This is a genomic window from Delftia sp. S65 (assembly GCF_016516495.1).
Taxonomy (GTDB): Bacteria; Pseudomonadota; Gammaproteobacteria; order Burkholderiales; family Burkholderiaceae_C; genus Comamonas; species Comamonas acidovorans.
In genome coordinates this window covers 35,163-53,272 of record NZ_JACVUR010000015.1, presented here as the reverse complement: position 1 = coordinate 53,272, position 18,110 = coordinate 35,163, and the positions used below count along the sequence as shown (strand labels likewise).

Here is an 18,110-nt window from a genome sequence, read left to right as displayed (position 1 = left end):
TTTCCGAACCCCTCCATTCCCACGTTTTTCCCATGCAAGCCAACCCCATCCTCCAGGTGCGCGTCGCGCGCAAATGCGCCGAGGCGCAGGACATCTGCAGCCTTGAACTCGTGCCGCTGGACGGCCAGAGCCTGCCCGCCTTCACGGCCGGCTCGCACATCGACCTGCACCTGCCCGGCGGCCTGGTGCGCCAGTACTCGCTGTGCAACGACCCGCAGGACACGGGCCGCTACGTGGTCGGCGTGCTGCGCGAAGCCGCCTCGCGCGGCGGTTCGGCCGCCGTGCACGAACAGGTGCAGGAAGGCCAGCAGATCGCCATCGGCGCGCCGCGCAACCACTTCGCGCTGCATGCGGGCGGGCCTGCGCGGCATCTGCTGCTGGCCGGTGGCATAGGCATCACGCCCGTGCTGGCCATGGCGCGCCAGCTGGCGCGCGAGGGTGCCGATTTCGAACTGCACTACTGCGCGCGTTCGCGCGAGCGCATGGCCTTCACGGCCCTGCTGCAGTCGGTGCCCTGGGCCGACCGCGTGCACCTGCATGTGGATGGCGAGGGCGCGCTCGACATGGCGCAGCTGCTCGGCGCCCCGCAGGCGGGCCTGCACCTGTATGTCTGCGGCCCGCGCGGCTTCATGGACGCGGCGCTGGGCATGGCACGCACGTCGGGCTGGGGCGAGGACAGCCTGCACTACGAGTTCTTCGCGGGCGAGGCCGTGCAGCGCGAGGGCGATGCCGGGTTCGAGATCGAGATCGCAAGCACCGGCCAGGTGGTGCGCGTGGCGCCGGAGCAGACCGTCGTCCAGGCGCTGGCCGGCATCGGCGTGGAGGTGCAGACCTCGTGCGAGCAGGGCGTGTGCGGCACCTGCCTCACGCGTGTGCTCTCGGGCGAGCCCGAGCACCGCGACATGTACCTGACCGAGGACGAACAGGCCGCCTGCGACCAGTTCCTGCCCTGCTGCTCGCGCGCCAAATCCGCCCGGCTGGTGCTGGACCTGTAGGGCGGCACCGCGCAGGGCCGCTGGCGGGTGGACAATGGGTTTTCCCTTGCCCACAGCCCGTTGAAGCCGCTGATTTCCCCGCGGCAGCGGGCGCCGCTCTTTCGCCATGCAACCTGCCCTGCTTGTCCTGAACTTCAACGCCGAAGGCCATCTGCGCCAGATGGCCCAGGCCTTTCCCTCCTTCGACCTGCTCTACGCGCCCGACGCCAGCCAATGCGAGGCGGCTCTCGCCGAGCACGGCGCACGCATCCAGGCCGTGCTGACCATCGGCTCCATCGGCCTGTCGGCCGCGCAGATGCAGCGCATGCCTGCGCTTCGGCTGGTCTGCGCGCTGGGCGCGGGCTACGAGAACATCGATGTCGCCCATGCGCAGGCCCATGGCATTGCCGTGGGCAATGGCGCGGGCACCAATGACGACTGCGTGGCCGACCACGCCATGGGCCTGCTGATCGCCTCCGTGCGCGGCCTGGTGCGCCTGGACCGCGCCACGCGCGACGGCGTCTGGCGCACCGCCATGCCGCTGCCGCCCAATGTCTCGCACAAGCGCCTGGGCATCCTCGGCATGGGCGCCATCGGCGCCAAGATCGCCCAGCGCGCGCTGGGCTTCGAGATGGAGATCGGCTACCACAACCGCAGCCAGCGCAGCGAGCTGCCCCACCGCTACTTCGGCGATCTGCTGTCCCTGGCGCAATGGGCCGATGTGCTGCTGGTCGCCACGCCGGGCGGCCCGGGCACGCGCCACCTCATCAACACGCAGGTGCTGGATGCGCTGGGCCCGCAGGGCCATCTGGTCAATATCGCGCGCGGCAGCGTGGTCGATACCGCCGCCCTGGCCGCCGCCGTGCGCGAAGGCCGCCTTGCCGGCGCGGGCCTGGATGTCTACGAAAGCGAACCCGCGCCCCCGGCCGAACTGCTGGACCTGGACGCCGTGGTGCTCACGCCCCATGTGGGCGGCTGGTCGCCCGAAGCCGTGCAGGCCTCGGTGGACCGCTTCATCGCCAACATGCGCTGCCACCTGGAAGGCCGCCCGCTGGTCTCGCCGGTCACGGCCTGAGGCCGGATTCAGCCCTGTGCCATCCCGGCAGCTGCTGCCAGGTGCAGCAGCCCCATGACCAGGCAGATGGCCGAGGACACATGCCAGAAGCGGTCGCTGTTGTCCGGGAACCGCGGCTTCAGCCACGGATAGGCCACGGCCCGCGCCACCAGCACCAGGCCGGCCCCGGCCAGCACCGTGCGCATGAAGGGCAGGGGTCCTAGCAGGCCCGCGCCTGCCAGCGCATACCTCGCCAGCAGCGACAGAACCACGCCGATGGCCGCCGACACCAGCGGCGGATACCAGTGCCCGGCCTCGGCCATGCGCGCCATGCGCTCGCCGGCACCCATGAGCCGCAGCCCGCGTCCCCCCCAGACGATGCAGGCGAAGTGGGCCAGCGCGGCCGCCGTGTCGAACAGGGCGGCGGCCAGGGCCAGCAGTTGCAAGCCCTTCACGGCAGGGCTTCCCACGCGCCGGTGTGCTGATGTTTCTTCATGGTGTATTCCTTGGGATTTGCTGCAATGGCCGGCCACTGTAGTGCTTAAACTCCGGGCAGAAAACTCGCCTTGTGCTCAGGTTTTGCCGCATGCCCTCCCATACCTCCGCTACCACTGAATCCCAGAGAAGAAGACAGCCCGTACAGGCCCGTGCGCAGCGCACGCTGCAGGCCATTCTTCAGGCAGCAGCTCAGATTCTGGTCAAGGAGGGCGAAGCCGCGCTCACCACCAACCGCATTGCCGAGCGCGCAGGCGTCTCCATCGGCACGCTCTACCAGTACTTCCCCGACAAGCAGGCCGTCTTCCGCGCCATGGTCGATGGCCAGCGCCGTGCGGCCGTCGCGGCCATCGAGGCCTGGCTGGAGCAGGCGTCGGAGCAGGGCCTGTCGCGCGAGGCCGTGGCGCGCGGCGTGGTCGCCTGCATCGTCGAGGGCTTTGCGGGCCGCACGCCTGCGCGGCGCAAGCTGGCGCGCTTTGCCTGGCGCCAGGATGGCGATGAGCGCATTGCCCTGTCCATGCGCGAGACCGCCGAGCGCATGGCCGCCCACCTGCAGCGCTGGGGTGGCCCCTCGCTGTCCTATGCGCGCCTTTACGTGGCCACGCGGGCCGTGCTGGGCACCGTGCGCTTCGCCTCGCTGGAGGCTTCGCCGCTGATTGCCTCGGGCGCACTGGAGGAGCTGCTGTGCGAGATGGGGACAGACATGTTGCTGGGTGGCGTGCAGGGCGCCGGCGCTGTTGCCTCATAGAGGCTGTTCCATTCGCCGAGGCCATCATGGGGCATGGCGTTCGTTGATGGCGTGCCGGAGGCCCGGGCTGTTCCTGCGCAGCAGGATGGCGAAAAAAAAGGCCCCGCAGAGCGGGGCCTTTTGCTTCTACCGGAGTGTGCGATCAACCGATAGCATTCTAACGAGTTCGCGCGGCAATGGCTTTCTCCGCCACATCCACCAGGTCGGTGCCGACCTGCTGCTTCCACTTGTCGTAGACGGGGCGCGTGGCCTTGACGAAGGCTTCGCGCTCGGCCGGCGTGAGCTGGGTCACGGTCACGCCGTTGGCGGCCAGGTCCTTGAGCAGCGGCTTGTCGGCCTCGATCATGCCCTTGCGCGCGATCACGATCTGCTCCTTGGCGGCGTCCACGGCGGCCTGGCGCACGATGTCCTGATCTTCCTTGGTCCAGGTGGCCCAGATGTCCTTGTTGACCACGAAGATCAGCGGATCGTTGATGTAGCCCCACAGCGTCAGATGCTTCTGGCCCACGGACTGCAGCTTGGCGGCCATGTAGACCGAGACGGGGTTTTCCTGGCCGTCCACGGCGCCGCTGGCCATGGCGGGCTGGGCATCGGCCCAGCTCATCTGCGTGGGGTTGGCGCCCAGCGCGGTGAAGGTGTCCAGGAACAGCGGCGAGCCCACGACGCGGATCTTCAGGCCCTTGAGGTCGGCAGGGGTCTTGATGGCGTGCTTGGAGTTGCTGATCTCGCGGTAGCCGTTCTCGCCCCAGGCCAGCGGCACCACGCCGGCCTTTTCCAGGCGCTGGAACAGGCGCTTGCCGGGCTCGCCATGCGTGAGCGCGTCGGCGGCGGCGTAGTCGGGCATGAGGAAGGGCAGGGCGAACAGGTTCAGCTCCTTGATCTGGGGCGACCAGTTCAGCGTGGAGCCCACGGCCATGTCGATCACGCCCTGGCGCAGCGCGCTGAATTCGCGCGTCTGGTCGCCCTGGATCAGGGACACGCCCGGGTAGAGCTTGATGTTGATGCGGCCGTTGGTGCGCTCGCGCACCTTGTTGGCCCAGATCTCGCCGCCCTTGCCCCAGGGAAAGGCCGTGCCCAGCACCAGCGACATGCGGTACTCGCTCTTGTACTTGGCCTGGGCATGGGCCATCAGGGGTGCAGAAGACAGGGCCAGGGCCGCTGCTGCGGCCAGGCCGCTGGCGAGGAAGCTGCGAAGTTTCATTGCGAAGGTCTCCTTGTGAAATTGGAATGATTTGTAAGTCAATGGCACCGAAAGCGATTGCCAGTCTATGCAACTGGCGCGTCCCAAGCCAGGGACGCCTAGCAAGGGCCGCCCCGCAGCGAGGGTGTCGTCCCCCTCCCGCGCAGCGAGAGAGGGGGAAGCCGCGTAGCGGCTCAGGGGGTGCTTAATAACCCAGGCGGGCGGGCAGCCACAGGGCCAGCTGCGGGAAGGCGATCACGGCGATCATCACCAGGAACATGGCCAGCAGCATGGGGCCGACCCAGCGCACGGTGGACTCCATGCGCACGCCCGCGATGCGGCAGGACACCATCAGGTTCACGGCCAGCGGCGGCGTGAACTGGCCCAGCGCCACCTTGAGCGTGAGGATGACGCCGAACCACACCGGGTCCCAGTTGTAGTGCTGCATGATCGGCAGCAGCAGCGGCACGAAGATCAGGAAGATGGAGATGCCGTCCAGGAACATGCCCACGGTGATCAGCAGCAGGATCAGCAGCGCCATCACGCCGTACTCGCCCAGGCCCGAGTCCACGATGGCCTTGGCCACCGGATCGATCACGCCCAGCGTGGACAGCGAGAACGCGAAGATGCCGGCCAGCGACACCACCAGCAGGATCACGGCCGACAGCTCGCCGGCCTCGCGCAGGATGGGGTAGAGGTCGCGCAGCGTGATGGTGCGGTGGATCACCATGCCCACGAACAGGCCGTAGAACACGGCCACCACGGCGGCCTCGGTGGGGGTGAACCAGCCGGCGCGCATGCCGCCCAGGATCAGCACCGGAGCGGCCAGGCCCCAGGAGGCCTCGCGCAGGCTGCGCCAGAACGGCGGGCGCGGCATGGATGATTCCAGCGCACCCATCTTGTGCTTGCGTGACATCCACACGGCGGGAATGATCAGCGCCACGCCGGCCAGGATGCCGGGGATCATGCCGGCCGCAAACAGCGCCGGCACCGAGGCGCCGGGCACCAGCACCGAGTAGATGATGAAGGCCACGGACGGCGGGATCAGGATGTCGGTGGCCGCGGCCGCGCCCACCACGCTGGCCGAGAAGCTGCCCGGATAGCCGGCGCGGCTCATGGCCGCGATCATCACGCCGCCCACGGCGGCGGCATTGGCCGGGCCCGAGCCCGAGATGCCGCCCAGGAACATGGCCACGGCAATCGCCACCAGGGGCAGCATGCCGGGGCCGCGGCCGACGATGGCCACGGCGAAGTTCACCAGGCGCAGCGCCACGCCAGAGCGGTCGAAGATCGAGCCCACGAGCACGAACATCGGAATCGCCAGCAGCGGGTACTTGCCCAGGCCCGCATAGAAGTTCTGCGGCACGGCCAGCAGGCCGAACCACTGCGTGTCGGGGCTGGCCAGCGCGATGGCGGCGGCGCCCGCCAGGCCCAGGGCCGCGCCGATCGGCACGCCCAGGAACATCAGGCCCAGGAAGGCGATGAAGAGCAGGGTTGCGATCATTGCGCCTTCTCCCCGGTGCTGTCATCGAAGGCGCCAGGGCGGCCCTGGCGCTGGAACAGCTGCAGCGCGCGCAGCGTGATCAGTGCCGAGCAAATCGGCAGCCACATCGAATACCACCACTGCGGCACGCCGATGCCGGGCGAGGTTTCCTCGAACCGGTAGTCGTCCCAGACCACGCGCACGCTCAGTGCGGCGATCACGGCGAACAGCAGGGCCACCATCAGCGTGCCGAAGCGCGCCAGGCGCTTCCTGCGCAGGGCGCTGCCGCCTTCGGCGAAGTACTCGATGCGGATATGGGCGTTGCGCGCCACGGCCGCCGAGCCCGCGACCATGGCCAGCAGGATCATCAGGAAGACCGAGATTTCCTCGGTCCAGGCGAAGGAGGAGGAGGTGAAGTAGCGCACCAGCACATTGGCGAAGGTGATCAGGGCCAGCAGGGCCATGATCACCACGGTGAGCCAGTCCTCGATGCGCAGCGAACGCGGCTCGTCCGGCTGCGAAGGCGTCTCAGCGGCGCCGTTTTCGGTGGGAGGGGATGACATGGACGCGGGGAGTCAGAAAATTACACATGGCGGGGCAGATGCAGTCACTGAGCTTCCTCGGCGTCGTGTGCCGGGGGCCGTGAGGAAAAAATGTCACATTGGGTAAATGCGGCGCAGCGCCATTATGTGCGCATCCATGCGGTGTGGCAGAGGGACCATCCCTGCCCTGTCAGGCACCCGTCACGGCCCGGCGGATAATGAGGCCCATGGAAACCAAATGGCTAGAAGATTTCGTCAGCCTGGCTGAAACACGCAGTTTCAGCCGCTCCGCCCAACTGCGGCACGTGACGCAACCTGCGTTCTCGCGCCGCATCCAGGCACTGGAGGCCTGGGCCGGCACCGACCTTGTGGACCGCAGCTCCTACCCGACCCGGCTCACGCCGGCCGGCAAGACCATGTATGACCAGGCGCTGGAGATGCTGCAGTCGCTGCAGAGCACGCGCACCATGCTGCGTGCCCACGTCAGCGCGGGCAAGGGCATGGTGGGGTTTGCGGTGCCGCACACGCTGGCCTTCACTTTCTTCCCGAACTGGGTCTCCAGCGTGCAGGCCAAGTTCGGGCCGTTCCGCAGCCGGCTGTTCGCGCTCAACGTGCATGACGCCGTGATGCGCCTGGTCGAAGGCGGCTGCGACCTGCTGATCGCCTACTTCCATCCGTCCCAGCCCTTCCAGCTTGACCCGGCGCGCTACGAGATGGTCAGCCTGGGCCATGAGGTGCTCGCCCCCTACGCCAAGCCCGACGCCGACGGCCTGCCGCTGCACCAGCTGCCGGGCCGCCAGGGCCAGCCGCTGCCTTATCTGGGCTATGCGCCCGGCGCCTACCTGGGCCGGGTGACGGAGCTCATCCTCAAGGAAGCGGCCGAGGCCGTGCACCTGGAACGCGTCTACGAGACCGACATGGCCGAAGGCCTCAAGGCCATGGCGCTGGAAGGCCATGGCGTCGCGTTTTTGCCGTTCAGCGCCGTGCGCAACGAGCTGGAGGCCGGGCGCCTGGTCAGCGCCGCACCTGCGGGCGACAACGGTTTTCGCATGGACATGGAAGTGCGCGCCTACCGTGAAAAACCCGCCAGCAAGGACGCACCCCAGGGCGTGGCCGGCGCGCTGTGGAACTTCCTGCTGGAGCAGGGCGAGACCATCGGCTGACACGCCAAACGGCACGCATCAGGAAAAAAGGGGCTCTCGCAGCCCCTTTTTGCTGCACGTTGGTGCATGCGGGTGCCCGGCAAGAGCCCGACTTGGTGCGCGGGTTATGCCTAGGGTAAACACCTATTATGCATAGCATGCATAAGGGCTTTTGCAAACGGCATTGGCTGTGCCACCGGCCCTGGCATTAGAGTGCGCGCACAGCAACCACGCCGTGTGCAGGACCGCCGGTGCGCTGGATCGGGCAAAAAACGCGTGCCATGGCACGGCAGTTGCTTACCTGAATCCGGCTGACGTGCTGGAAAGCCCTAGCACGTGTCGGTGCTCCAGCACCGTGCGTGATTGCACAATATGTGTCACATCGTTGATAGTTCGAGCAAGCCCACAAGGCGACTCGACCGTTCTCATCAAGACCGTTTTCGTTCTCATCTCAGGAGACCCGTATGAAGAAGCATTTGTTGGCCATCGCCGTGACCGCCCTGGCTGCAGGCAGCGCTTTCGCGCAGGCTGGTGACACCCTGGCCAAGATCAAGTCCTCCGGCGCCGTGACGCTGGGCGTGCGTGAATCCTCCGGCCTGGGCTACACGCTGGGCAATGGCAAGTACGTGGGCTTCCACACCGAGATGGGCGAGCGCGTGCTGGCCGACATCCAGAAGGAACTGGGCCTGGCCAAGCTGGACATCAAGTACCAGCCCGTCACCTCGCAAAACCGCATCCCCCTGGTGACCAATGGCACCGTGGACATCGAGTGCGGCTCCACCACCAACAGCCAGGCCCGCCAAAAGGATGTGGCCTTCGCCGTGACCACCTACGTGGAAGAAGTGCGCATCGCCGTCAAGGGCAACTCCGGCATCACCGGCATCAAGGACCTGAACGGCAAGACCATCGTCACGACGACGGGCACCACCTCGGTGCAGACCCTGCGCAAGAACAAGCGCGCCGACGGCCTGACCTTCAAGGAAGTCATGGGCAAGGACCACGCCGACAGCTTCCTGATGCTGGAAACCGGCCGTGCCGATGCCTTCATCATGGACGGCTCCATCCTGGCCGCCAACATCTCCAAGTCCAAGGCACCTGCCGAGTACAAGATCGTCGGCGAAACTCTGTCGGTCGAGCCCATCGCCTGCATGCTGCGCAAGGACGACCCCGCCTTCAAGAAGGCCGTGGACGATTCCATCAAGCGCCAGATCGCCGACGGCTCGCTGGCCAAGCTCTATGACAAGTGGTTCATGCAGCCGATTCCCCCGGCCAACGTGAAGGTCGGCCTGCCACTGTCCGACGCCACCAAGGACGCATGGGCCCACCCCAACGACAAGCCCATGGAGTCGTACGAAGTCAAGTAAGCACCAGCTGAATGCCGCCCCTTCTGCCATGCGGTTGGAAGGGGCGTTTTTTGTTGCGTCGCCGGTTTTTCTGCCGGCACGCATTTCGTGTTTTGAATGAAGGGGTGCTCCTATGAGTTGGGATTGGCAGGTGTTCTGCCAGGACACCATTACCCAAGAGGTCGGTCAAAGCTGCTTCGGCAAGAACGGCGATATCACCTACCTGGACTGGATGCTGTCGGCCTGGGGCTGGACCATTTCCGTGTCGCTGCTGTCGCTGGTGATCGCACTGGTCGTCGGATCGCTGATCGGCACGCTGCGCACTTTGGAGGGCCGGCCGTGGATCGTGCGGCTGGGCAATGCCTGGGTGGAGCTGTTTCGCAATATTCCGCTGCTGGTCCACATCTTCATGTGGTACCACGTGGTTCCGTCCTTTGTTCCTGCGCTGAAGTCGCTGCCGGGCTTCGTGCTCGTGGTGCTGGCGCTGGGCTTCTTCACCTCGGCGCGTATCGCCGAGCAGGTGCGTTCGGGCATCCAGGCACTGCCGCGCGGCCAGCGCTATGCGGGCATGGCGATGGGTTTCACCACGTTCCAGTACTACCGCTACGTGCTGCTGCCCATGGCGTTCCGCATCATCATCCCGCCGCTGACCAGCGAGACCATGAACGTGTTCAAGAACTCGTCCGTGGCCTTCGCCGTGTCCGTGGCCGAGCTGACCATGTTCGCCATGCAGGCGCAGGAAGAGACTTCGCGCGGCATCGAGATCTATCTGGCCGTCACCGGTCTGTATGTGATTTCCGCCTTTGCCATCAACCGCATCATGGCCTTCATCGAGAAGCGTTCGCGCGTCCCGGGCCTGATCGCTGCCAGCGGCGGAGGACACTGACATGAACCTGCAAATCGACTGGTCGTTCTTCACCTGGGACCTGTTCAGCAACTTCGTGCTGAAGGGCCTGTACTTCAGCCTGACGCTGACCGTCATCGCCACCATCGGCGGTGTGCTCTTCGGTACCGTGCTGGCGCTGATGCGCCTGTCCGGCAAGAAGTGGCTTGATGTGCCCGCCACGCTCTACGTCAACGGCATGCGCTCCGTGCCGCTGGTGATGGTGATCCTGTGGTTCTTCCTGCTGATGCCGCTGATCATCGGTCGGCCCATCGGCGCCGAGGTCTCGGCCATCATCACCTTCATCGCCTTCGAGGCGGCCTACTTCAGCGAGATCATGCGCGCGGGCATCCAGTCCATCCCGCGCGGCCAGGTCTCCGCGGGCCAGGCCATGGGCATGACCTACGGCCAGAACATGCGCCTCGTGGTCCTGCCCCAGGCGTTCCGCAACATGCTGCCGGTGCTGCTCACGCAGACCATCATCCTGTTCCAGGACACCTCGCTGGTCTATGCCATCGGTGCCTACGACATGCTCAAGGGCTTCGAAGTGGCGGGCAAGAACTATGGCCGTCCCATCGAATCCTATCTGGCCGCTGGCGTGACCTACTTCTTGCTGTGCTACTCGCTCTCGTGGGCAGTCAAGCGCCTGCACAAGAAAATTGCCATCATTCGATGAGCCAGCACCCCATTGAGGAATTGCAATGATTGAACTCAAGAACGTTTCCAAGTGGTACGGCAGCTTCCAGGTGCTGACCGACTGCTCCACCAACATCCAGAAGGGTGAGGTCGTGGTGGTCTGCGGCCCTTCGGGCTCGGGCAAGTCCACGCTGATCAAGACCATCAACGCGCTGGAGCCCTTCCAGAAGGGCGAGATCTTCGTGGACGGCGTGGCTGTGCACGATCCCAAGACCAACCTGCCCCAGCTGCGCAGCCGCGTGGGCATGGTGTTCCAGCACTTCGAGCTGTTCCCGCACCTGTCGGTGACCGAGAACCTGACCATCGCCCAGATCAAGGTGCTGGGTCGCAGCCCGGACGATGCCAAGAAGCGTGGCCTCAAGATGCTGGACCGCGTGGGCCTGACGGCGCACAAGGACAAGTTCCCGGGCCAGCTGTCGGGTGGCCAGCAGCAGCGCGTGGCCATTGCGCGCGCGCTGTCCATGGACCCCATCGTGATGCTGTTCGACGAACCCACCTCCGCGCTGGACCCCGAAATGGTCGGCGAAGTGCTGGACGTGATGATTGGCCTGGCCAACGAAGGCATGACCATGATGTGCGTGACCCACGAAATGGGCTTTGCGCGCAAGGTGGCCAGCCGTGTGATCTTCATGGACGTGGGCGGCAAGATCCTGGAGGACTGCTCCAAGGACGAATTCTTCGGCAACCCCGAAGCGCGCCAGCCCCGGACCAAGGAATTCCTCAACAAGATCCTGCAGCACTGAACCGGTGCGGCCCTTGCGGGCACGGCGATCAAGGGGCGCTTCGGCGCCCTTTTTTGTGGCCAAGGCGAGCTGATGATGAGAATCGTTCTCGATACAATCGCCGGCTCAGCTGTTTGCATCGTGCTCCAGATTCCGCCCCCATTACCCCGCCGCCGGACAACTTCCACGTCCGCCGTGCCATGCCTGCCATGAAGCGCGACGACGCCCCGGGAGAGCCCGGTGGCCATTCCCGCAGTCTCTACACCCGCTGGCGCAAGCCGCTGCAGCGCATGCTGGCGCGATACTTCAAGAGCCCGGCCGATATCGAGGATGCCTCCCAGGAAGTCTTCGTGCGCATGCTGTCGGCCGACAAGCGCCTGCCTGTGGACGAAGAGCGGCCCTATCTGCATCAGGTCGTGCGCAGCGTGGCGGCCTTCGCGCACCGCACGGCGCCGCAGCAGGCCGGTGTGCGGCTGGTGTCCGTGGAGGATTGCCGCGACGAGGTCGAGTCCCTGCCGGCCCGCGACAGAGCCGATCATGCGCTGGACGATGAGCGCCGCCAGCGCCTGGCCCGGCTGCGCGATGCCCTGAACGAGCTGCCCGAGCGCCAGCGCCAGGCCTTCGTGCTTCACCGCGTGCAGGAACTGACGCTGGAGCAGACGGCCGAGCGCATGGACATCACCGTGCGCATGGTCTCGCGCCACCTGAGCCGGGCACTGTCCTATTGCGAGATCCGCGTACGCTACGCCAGCGCCGAGCAAATGCGTGCCCTGCTGCGCGCAGACGAGCAGCGGCCGGGCGCCGCAGAGAACACACGATGAGCAACGAACTTCCCCCGGGCGTTTCGCCGCAGGAGCTGGTGGGGCTGCATGACAGGGCGGCCGACTGGTTCGTGCGCCGCCAGCAGCCGGACTGGACGGGCGCCGATGAGCGCGCGCTGGACGCATGGCTGGGCGCCAACCCGCTGCACCGCAGCATCTTCGAAGGCATGTCGCGCCACTGGCATGGCGCACCACAGCTCAGGGAACTGTTTCCCGATGAGTTTGGCGCAGCGGTGCCGCCCGCCGAGCCTGCCGTCTGCGCTGCACCAGCGGCCGCGCCGCCGCGCCAGCGCGTTCTTGCCCGCTGGCCCGGCCGCCCTGCGGCGGCCCTGTCCGTGCTGGCGGTGGTCTCGCTGCTGGCCTGGGGGGGCTGGTACCGCTGGGACCACACGCCAGGCTATACGCTGCAGGCCCGCACGGCGCCCGGGCAGACGCAGAGCATCGAGCTGCCCGATGGCTCGCGCGTGGCCCTCAACGTGGACAGCGAACTCCAGGTGCGCTACTACCCGCGCCGCCGCGAGGTGGTGCTGGATCGGGGCGAGGCCTTCTTCGAGGTCACGCCCGGCCCGGACAGGCCCTTCACCGTGGACTCCGGCGCCAGCCGCGTCCGGGTGGTGGGCACCGCGTTCAATGTGCGCGCCGGGCCGCCGCGGCTGGTGGTGAAGGTGCTGGAGGGCAAGGTGCAGCTGCGGCCCGAGCGTGACCGGGCTGGGGGCGATGTCCTGCTGCTGGCGGCAGGCGCGGGCGTGGCTGTGGACGGCGCCGGCCGGCACAGCACCGTGGTGGCCGATGCGGACAGCGTGGGCGACTGGCGCACGGGCCAGGTACGCTTCAGCGGCACGCCGCTGGCGGAGGTGGCGCAGGAGCTGTCGCGCTATCTGGGTGCGCCCGTGGAGCTGGGCGACGAGTCGCTGGGCCGCCTGCGTGTCTCGGGCCTGCTGGCCACGGCCGCGCCCGAGCGCTTTGTGCGCGCGCTGCCGGCCTTGATTGCGGTACGCGTGCAGCCGCGCAGCGGCGGAGGTTGGCTGATCGTGCGGGGATGAATCGAAGGTTGAGAAACAATTTGTTTCAAACTGATGGCCAACCCCAGGTTCCAGCTTTGCACCGGTTTTGGCTTCTATAGGGGCAGGGGCGTGGATTTTCCAGGCCCGCACGGCTGCCAGCCAAGGACCACCGAGGGCGCTCGTCCCTCACGCCCCAGCCAACGGCCGCAACACCTGACGCGCATGCGCGGGTGGGCTGGCATGGCTTGTCCGGCGCGGTTCCTGATCGCCCGCGACGGCTGCCTGCGGCCTGCCCGTCGCGTGCCCGTGCAACGGCACAGCAACGGAGTGGCAATGAGAGCGCAAGAAGCAGCAGGCAGGGAATTCGCAGGCAGGGGCACACATGCCCGACGCAGGAACATGAAGGAGCAGGGCGCCGGCCCGCAGGCCAGTCCGCGCCTGCTGGCGTGGCTGGTGGCCGGTGCCGTGGCCGGCATGGGCGCCGCGCCGTCCGCCCGTGCGCAACAGCTTCAGCAGCCGGCCGCCTCTTCACCGATGCCGTCATCCGGACAGCGGCTGGCCTTTGACCAGCCGGCCCAGCCGCTGATCAACGCGCTGCGCGCCTTTGGCCGCCAGACCCAGTTCCAGGTGCTGTACGACGAAGCCGTGCTGGGCGGCCGCCAGGCGCCGGCCCTCCAAGGCAGCTTCACGCCGCAGGAGGCCATGGACCGGCTGTTGGCCGGCACCGGCGTGACCGCGCACAGCACCGAGCAGGGCACGTTCACGCTGCGAAAGGCGCCTGCGCCTGAGCCTGCGCCGCAGGCGTCGGCGGGCACCATGCTGTCCACGGTCAACGTGACCTCGCAGCGCATGGCCGCGCCGGGCAGCTACGTGGACAGCGGCAGGAGCGCCAGCACCAAGCTGGACACGCCGCTGATCGAGACGCCGCGCTCCATCTCCATCGTCACCCAGGAGCAGTTGCAGAACCAGGCGCCCAAGAGCATCGAGCAGGCCCTGTCGTACACGGCCGGCGTGTCCACCGAAGTCACGGGCGCGGACCTGCGCATGACGGGCGCCATCATCCGGGGTTTCAGCGATGGCAGCTCCTACTACAAGGACGGCCTGCGGCAGTTCTCCGCCGGCACCTATGGTTCGTGGAACGACGAGATCGACGAGCTGGACAGCATCGAGGTCATCAAGGGCCCGGCCTCCGTGCTCTTTGGCCAAGGGCGGCCGGGCGGCGTGATCAACGTGGTCTCCAAGAAACCCGAGGCCGACCATGTGAACAGCGTGGGCCTGTCCTATGGCCGCTACCAGCGCGCCCAGGCCACGGCCGATCTGGGCGGCGCGCTGGATGCTTCGGGCGACCTGCTGTACCGGCTCAACCTCAAGGCGCGAGACAGCGACGGACGCACCGTGGGCTCGCGCGATGACCGCATCTCCATCGCGCCCTCGCTGCGCTGGAACCTCTCCGGCCGCACCCACCTGACCGTGCTGGGCAGCTACTCGCGCGAGCGCGGCACGCCCAAGTCCTGGTGGCCCAGCCTGTTCACCTACCCGCAGATCAAGGACCTGCCCGCGCACCTGACGGCCGGCGACCCGTCCTTCGACCGCTTCGACCGCGACACGCGATCGCTGGGCTACGAGTTCTCGCACCAGACCGACAGCGGCTGGCAGCTCACGCAGAACCTGCGCTACTCCACCATCGACATCGACTACCGCCACATCTACGCCATGGACGTGCTGGCCGACGGCCGAAGCGTCTCGCGCGCCAGCCTGGCCCAGCGCACCAAGGGCCGCACGCTGGCGCTGGACACCCGCCTGCACAAGGACCTGCGATGGGGCGGGCTGCAGCACCGGATGGCCTTCGGCATGGACCATGTGAAGTACAGGGAGCGCGGCGGCCTGGGCTTTGGCTGGGATGTGCCCGACCTGGACATGCTCGACCCCACCTATGGCCAGTCCATCGCCTATCCAGAGCTGGAGGACAGCCGCACGGACCTGCGCCAGACCGGCATCTACACGCTCAACCAGTTCAAGTTGGACCGCTGGGTGGCCAATCTCAGCCTGCGCCATGACCAGGCGCGCACCACGCAGAACAGCAGCACCCAGCCGCGCATGAGCGACAGCGCCACCACCGGCAGCGCGGGCCTGCTCTACCTGTTCGACAGCGGCTGGGCGCCCTATGCGAGCTACGCGACCTCCTTCGATCCGGTCACGGGCCTGCAGTACGACGGCAATCCGTTCGAGCCCCGGCGCGGCAAGCAGTACGAGGCGGGCGTGAAGTACCAGCCTCCGGGAAGCACCTCGCTGATCACGGCCTCGGTCTTCGACCTGCGCCAGACCAACGTCACCACGCTGGACCCTGACCACCCGCGCTTCAGCATCCAGACGGGCGAGGTGCGCTCCACGGGGCTGGAGCTGGAAGGCCGCTTCGCGCTCACGCGCGAGCTGAACGCGCTGGCCAGCTACACCTACCTGGACCCGCGCACCACGCAGAGCAACCGGCCCGCCGAAATCGGCCGCCAGACCATACAGACCACACGCCACATGGCCAGCCTGTGGCTGGACTACCGACCGCGCGCGGTGCCGGGCCTGATGGTGGCCGGCGGCCTGCGCTACAAGGGTCGCTCTCCCTACAACGTGGCAGCGGACGGCACGCTGAACATCAACGACTCCGCCACGCTGGCCGACCTGGCGCTGGCCTACGAGACGCCGCAGTACCGCATCGCGCTGAACATCAACAACCTGTTCAACCGCAAGTACTTCGCAGGCATCTTCCGCGGCGTGGATCGCGAGGCCACGCTGAGCTTCAAGTACTACTGGTCTATGTAGAAGACCTGCGCGCGGGTGGCTTGCGCGCGGCGCGAGCCGGCCCGCGCGGCTCGGCCGTCCTGATCAACTGGTGGTTGAACTCCTTCCACAGCGCGTCGCGCCGGGCCAGGGCCTCGGACACATCCTTGTGGCGCAGCTGGGCCACGGCCGAGACCAGGGCGTTGCACAGGTAGAAGGCCGCCGTGTAGGAGTGAAAGGGCGAGGCATTGGCCGTGCGCACCTGCAGCCAGTGGTGGGCCACGGTGGCCAGCGGCGCGGCGGGGCTGTCGGTGATGGCCAGCACCTGGGCGCCGGCGTCGGCAAAGCGCTGCGCTATCTCGAAGGTGCCGCGCGAATACTGGCTGACGCTGAAGGCCAGCAGCGTGTCCGAGGGGCCGATCCACAGCAGCTGGTCGGCCGGCGCGATGGCTCCGGCATCCAGCTCCTGCACGCCGGGGCGGCACATGTTCAGGTGCAGGGCCAGCCAGGCGGATACCGGCGAGCTGTTGAGCTGGGCCAGCACGAACACGCGGCCCTCGCCCTGGGCCAGCTTGCGGGCCATGGCCTCGAAGGCCGCCATGTCCAGCCCCTCGCGCGTGGCCTGGATGTTGTGCTGGTCGTGCAGCAGCGCATCGTCCACGCACTCGCTCAGGCTGCGCTGCGCGCCCAGCAGCACGGGCGCGCGCTGGGCGGCCGTCTGCAGCAGCGCCGTCACTTCGCCGCGCGCCTCGCGCTGGGCTTCGGCATAGCTGGCATAGCCGAGCTTGGCGAACAGCCGCACCACGGTCGAGGCGCTGGTGCCCGTGTGCGCGGCCAGCGCCGTGGCCGACTCCAGCAGCGCATGCGGGTAGTTGCTGCCCAGGGTCTGGGCCAGCGTCAGCTCGCTGGCCGTCAGCTCCGCGCCCTGCTGCGCCAGGCGCTGCGGCAGCAGCAGTGCGGCTTTTTGCAATGGTGATTTCATATTTTTCTTGTATATGCAACGTGTGTTGCAAAATAGGGGGACGCGTGCAACACTGCATGCACTCTGGAGATTCCACCATGCACGATACCCTCGAACAAAGCCGCGTGCAGCAGCGCGCGAGACTGCTGGACTGGCTGGGCGGCCAGCAGCAGGCCATGCAAGACCTGTTGCACAGGATTGTCGATATCGACAGCGGCAGCCGCGATGAAGCCGGCATCCTGGCCGTGGCCCAGGCGCTGCGCGAGCGGCTGGAGGCGGCCGGCGTGGCCGTGCGTTTCGAGGACGTGCCCGGCTACGGCGTGCTGCTGCATGCCGATGTCGCCGGTCCCGACGGGGACGGCCCGGCCGAGGGCGCGCCCATCTATCTGATGGGCCACATGGACACCGTCTTCCCGGCGGGCACCGTGGCGCGCCGCCCCTTCCGCGTGGAAGAGGGCAGGGCCTACGGTCCCGGCGTGGCCGACATGAAGTCGGGCCTGGTGCTCAACGTCTTCGTGGCCGAGGCCTTTGCGCGCTGTGGCGGCCTGAAGGCGCCGCTCAAGCTGTTCTTCTCGTGCGATGAGGAAATCGGCTCGCCCGCCACGCGCCAGACCATCATGGACACGGTGCGCGGCGCGCGCGCCGTCTTCAATGCCGAGCCCGGCCGCGTCAGCGGCAACCTGGTGACCAGCCGCAAGGGATCGATGGCCGTGGAGTTCGAGGTGCAGGGCGTGGCCGCCCATGCGGGCATCAACCACGCGGCCGGCGCCAGCGCGCTGGAGGCCATGGCGCGCAAGCTGCTGGCCCTGCATGCGCTGACCGATCCCGCCACGGGCACGACCACCAATGTGGGCGTGCTGCAGGGCGGCATCGTGCCGAACATGGTGGCGCCCCACGCCAAGGCCGAGCTCGATGTGCGCTACACGGCCCAGACCGATCCCGATGCGCTGATGGAGCGCATCCGCGCCATCGTGGAGGAAGAATCCGTGCCCCGCACCCAGGGCCGCGTCACCGCCGTGCGCCGCACCCTGCCCATGGCGCCCACGCCTGATGCGTTGCTGCAGCTGTACCGGCGCGGCGCGCAGTCGCTGGGCTTTGATGTGCAGGGCGAGTTCACGGGCGGCGCGGCCGACAGCGGCCTGACCGCCTCGGTGGGCGTGCCCACGCTGTGCGCCACCGGCCCCGTGGGCGGCCATCCCCATACCGAGCGCGAGTACTGCGAGCTGGCCACCTTCGTGCCGCGCGCGCAGGCCGTGGCCCTCGCCATCTTTGATCACCCCTGATTGCGCT

The 18,110-nt window shown here is 67.5% G+C and carries 17 protein-coding genes; 12 read left to right on the top strand and 5 right to left on the bottom strand.

The annotated features are described in order from the left end of the window. The first annotated feature begins 32 nt into the window (after positions 1 to 32). Positions 33 to 995, top strand: a complete 963-nt coding sequence (locus IAE24_RS14695) for a PDR/VanB family oxidoreductase (protein WP_199961612.1) — start codon at positions 33 to 35, stop codon at positions 993 to 995. 106 nt (positions 996 to 1,101) lie between these two features. After that, positions 1,102 to 2,049, top strand: a complete 948-nt coding sequence (locus IAE24_RS14690; RefSeq protein WP_012203287.1) for a 2-hydroxyacid dehydrogenase — start codon at positions 1,102 to 1,104, stop codon at positions 2,047 to 2,049. An 8-nt stretch (positions 2,050 to 2,057) separates the two neighbouring features. On the opposite strand, the gene IAE24_RS14685 is transcribed toward IAE24_RS14690, so the two are convergent. Continuing rightward, complete coding sequence (locus IAE24_RS14685) at positions 2,058 to 2,483, bottom strand: hypothetical protein (RefSeq protein ID WP_199961613.1); 426 nt, start codon at positions 2,481 to 2,483, stop codon at positions 2,058 to 2,060. A gap of 131 nt (positions 2,484 to 2,614) precedes the next feature. Between IAE24_RS14685 and IAE24_RS14680 the strand changes: the two genes are divergently transcribed. Beyond that, positions 2,615 to 3,271 (top strand): TetR/AcrR family transcriptional regulator, encoded by a 657-nt coding sequence (locus IAE24_RS14680; RefSeq protein ID WP_199961614.1) that lies wholly within the window; start codon positions 2,615 to 2,617, stop codon positions 3,269 to 3,271. Between the two features lie 157 nt (positions 3,272 to 3,428). Here IAE24_RS14680 and IAE24_RS14675 read toward each other — a convergent pair whose 3' ends face one another. From IAE24_RS14675 to IAE24_RS14665, 3 genes are all read right to left on the bottom strand, one after another. Continuing rightward, positions 3,429 to 4,472 (bottom strand): DctP family TRAP transporter solute-binding subunit, encoded by a 1,044-nt coding sequence (locus tag IAE24_RS14675; RefSeq protein WP_141830327.1) that lies wholly within the window; start codon positions 4,470 to 4,472, stop codon positions 3,429 to 3,431. Positions 4,473 to 4,656: 184 nt separating this feature from the next. Next, complete coding sequence (locus IAE24_RS14670) at positions 4,657 to 5,955, bottom strand: TRAP transporter large permease (RefSeq protein WP_043819923.1); 1,299 nt, start codon at positions 5,953 to 5,955, stop codon at positions 4,657 to 4,659. Beyond that, the gene (locus IAE24_RS14665) at positions 5,952 to 6,497 is read right to left on the bottom strand and encodes a TRAP transporter small permease (protein ID WP_192367237.1); all 546 of its coding nucleotides are present in this window, start codon (positions 6,495 to 6,497) and stop codon (positions 5,952 to 5,954) included. Before IAE24_RS14665 ends, IAE24_RS14670 begins: the two co-directional genes overlap by 4 nt. A gap of 206 nt (positions 6,498 to 6,703) precedes the next feature. Here IAE24_RS14665 and IAE24_RS14660 point away from each other — a divergent pair, with 206 nt between their 5' ends. The 8 genes from IAE24_RS14660 to IAE24_RS14625 all read left to right on the top strand — a co-directional run bounded on the left by IAE24_RS14660 (position 6,704) and on the right by IAE24_RS14625 (position 15,901). After that, positions 6,704 to 7,639: a LysR substrate-binding domain-containing protein gene (locus tag IAE24_RS14660; RefSeq protein ID WP_170962088.1), complete on the top strand. Its 936-nt coding sequence runs from the start codon at positions 6,704 to 6,706 to the stop codon at positions 7,637 to 7,639. Positions 7,640 to 8,082: 443 nt separating this feature from the next. Beyond that, positions 8,083 to 8,982: a transporter substrate-binding domain-containing protein gene (locus IAE24_RS14655; protein ID WP_063327262.1), complete on the top strand. Its 900-nt coding sequence runs from the start codon at positions 8,083 to 8,085 to the stop codon at positions 8,980 to 8,982. 112 nt (positions 8,983 to 9,094) lie between these two features. After that, entirely contained in the window at positions 9,095 to 9,847 is a 753-nt protein-coding gene (locus tag IAE24_RS14650; RefSeq protein ID WP_043819928.1) for an amino acid ABC transporter permease, read from the top strand. A 1-nt stretch (position 9,848) separates the two neighbouring features. Beyond that, positions 9,849 to 10,520 (top strand): amino acid ABC transporter permease, encoded by a 672-nt coding sequence (locus tag IAE24_RS14645; protein ID WP_199961615.1) that lies wholly within the window; start codon positions 9,849 to 9,851, stop codon positions 10,518 to 10,520. Between the two features lie 25 nt (positions 10,521 to 10,545). Next, positions 10,546 to 11,283 (top strand): amino acid ABC transporter ATP-binding protein, encoded by a 738-nt coding sequence (locus IAE24_RS14640; protein WP_012203297.1) that lies wholly within the window; start codon positions 10,546 to 10,548, stop codon positions 11,281 to 11,283. A 179-nt stretch (positions 11,284 to 11,462) separates the two neighbouring features. After that, complete coding sequence (locus tag IAE24_RS14635) at positions 11,463 to 12,083, top strand: RNA polymerase sigma factor (RefSeq protein ID WP_199961616.1); 621 nt, start codon at positions 11,463 to 11,465, stop codon at positions 12,081 to 12,083. Next, the gene (locus IAE24_RS14630) at positions 12,080 to 13,126 is read left to right on the top strand and encodes a FecR family protein (RefSeq protein WP_199961617.1); all 1,047 of its coding nucleotides are present in this window, start codon (positions 12,080 to 12,082) and stop codon (positions 13,124 to 13,126) included. The genes IAE24_RS14635 and IAE24_RS14630 overlap by 4 nt, the downstream gene beginning before the upstream one ends. 360 nt (positions 13,127 to 13,486) lie before the next feature. Then, positions 13,487 to 15,901: a TonB-dependent siderophore receptor gene (locus IAE24_RS14625; RefSeq protein ID WP_199961618.1), complete on the top strand. Its 2,415-nt coding sequence runs from the start codon at positions 13,487 to 13,489 to the stop codon at positions 15,899 to 15,901. On the opposite strand, the gene IAE24_RS14620 is transcribed toward IAE24_RS14625, so the two are convergent. Then, the gene (locus tag IAE24_RS14620; protein WP_199961619.1) at positions 15,894 to 16,841 is read right to left on the bottom strand and encodes a MurR/RpiR family transcriptional regulator; all 948 of its coding nucleotides are present in this window, start codon (positions 16,839 to 16,841) and stop codon (positions 15,894 to 15,896) included. The genes IAE24_RS14625 and IAE24_RS14620 overlap by 8 nt on opposite strands. Before the next feature lie 77 nt (positions 16,842 to 16,918). On the opposite strand from IAE24_RS14620, the gene IAE24_RS14615 reads away from it, so the two are divergent. Beyond that, a complete protein-coding gene (locus IAE24_RS14615) occupies positions 16,919 to 18,103 on the top strand; it encodes a M20 family metallopeptidase (RefSeq protein WP_012203299.1) in 1,185 nt (394 codons plus the stop codon). The last annotated feature ends 7 nt before the right edge of the window (positions 18,104 to 18,110 follow it).

Bases quoted from the DNA above. Each gene is read 5' to 3' on its own strand.
- IAE24_RS14695 (WP_199961612.1), top strand. From the start codon at position 33: ATGCAAGCCAACCCCATCCTCCAGGTGCGCGTCGCGCGCAAATGCGCC.
- IAE24_RS14690 (WP_012203287.1), top strand. From the start codon at position 1,102: ATGCAACCTGCCCTGCTTGTCCTGAACTTCAACGCCGAAGGCCATCTG.
- IAE24_RS14680 (WP_199961614.1), top strand. From the start codon at position 2,615: ATGCCCTCCCATACCTCCGCTACCACTGAATCCCAGAGAAGAAGACAG.
- IAE24_RS14675 (WP_141830327.1), bottom strand. From the start codon at position 4,472: ATGAAACTTCGCAGCTTCCTCGCCAGCGGCCTGGCCGCAGCAGCGGCC.
- IAE24_RS14670 (WP_043819923.1), bottom strand. From the start codon at position 5,955: ATGATCGCAACCCTGCTCTTCATCGCCTTCCTGGGCCTGATGTTCCTG.
- IAE24_RS14665 (WP_192367237.1), bottom strand. From the start codon at position 6,497: ATGTCATCCCCTCCCACCGAAAACGGCGCCGCTGAGACGCCTTCGCAG.
- IAE24_RS14660 (WP_170962088.1), top strand. From the start codon at position 6,704: ATGGAAACCAAATGGCTAGAAGATTTCGTCAGCCTGGCTGAAACACGC.
- IAE24_RS14655 (WP_063327262.1), top strand. From the start codon at position 8,083: ATGAAGAAGCATTTGTTGGCCATCGCCGTGACCGCCCTGGCTGCAGGC.
- IAE24_RS14650 (WP_043819928.1), top strand. From the start codon at position 9,095: ATGAGTTGGGATTGGCAGGTGTTCTGCCAGGACACCATTACCCAAGAG.
- IAE24_RS14645 (WP_199961615.1), top strand. From the start codon at position 9,849: ATGAACCTGCAAATCGACTGGTCGTTCTTCACCTGGGACCTGTTCAGC.
- IAE24_RS14640 (WP_012203297.1), top strand. From the start codon at position 10,546: ATGATTGAACTCAAGAACGTTTCCAAGTGGTACGGCAGCTTCCAGGTG.
- IAE24_RS14635 (WP_199961616.1), top strand. From the start codon at position 11,463: ATGCCTGCCATGAAGCGCGACGACGCCCCGGGAGAGCCCGGTGGCCAT.
- IAE24_RS14630 (WP_199961617.1), top strand. From the start codon at position 12,080: ATGAGCAACGAACTTCCCCCGGGCGTTTCGCCGCAGGAGCTGGTGGGG.
- IAE24_RS14625 (WP_199961618.1), top strand. From the start codon at position 13,487: ATGAAGGAGCAGGGCGCCGGCCCGCAGGCCAGTCCGCGCCTGCTGGCG.
- IAE24_RS14620 (WP_199961619.1), bottom strand. From the start codon at position 16,841: ATGAAATCACCATTGCAAAAAGCCGCACTGCTGCTGCCGCAGCGCCTG.
- IAE24_RS14615 (WP_012203299.1), top strand. From the start codon at position 16,919: ATGCACGATACCCTCGAACAAAGCCGCGTGCAGCAGCGCGCGAGACTG.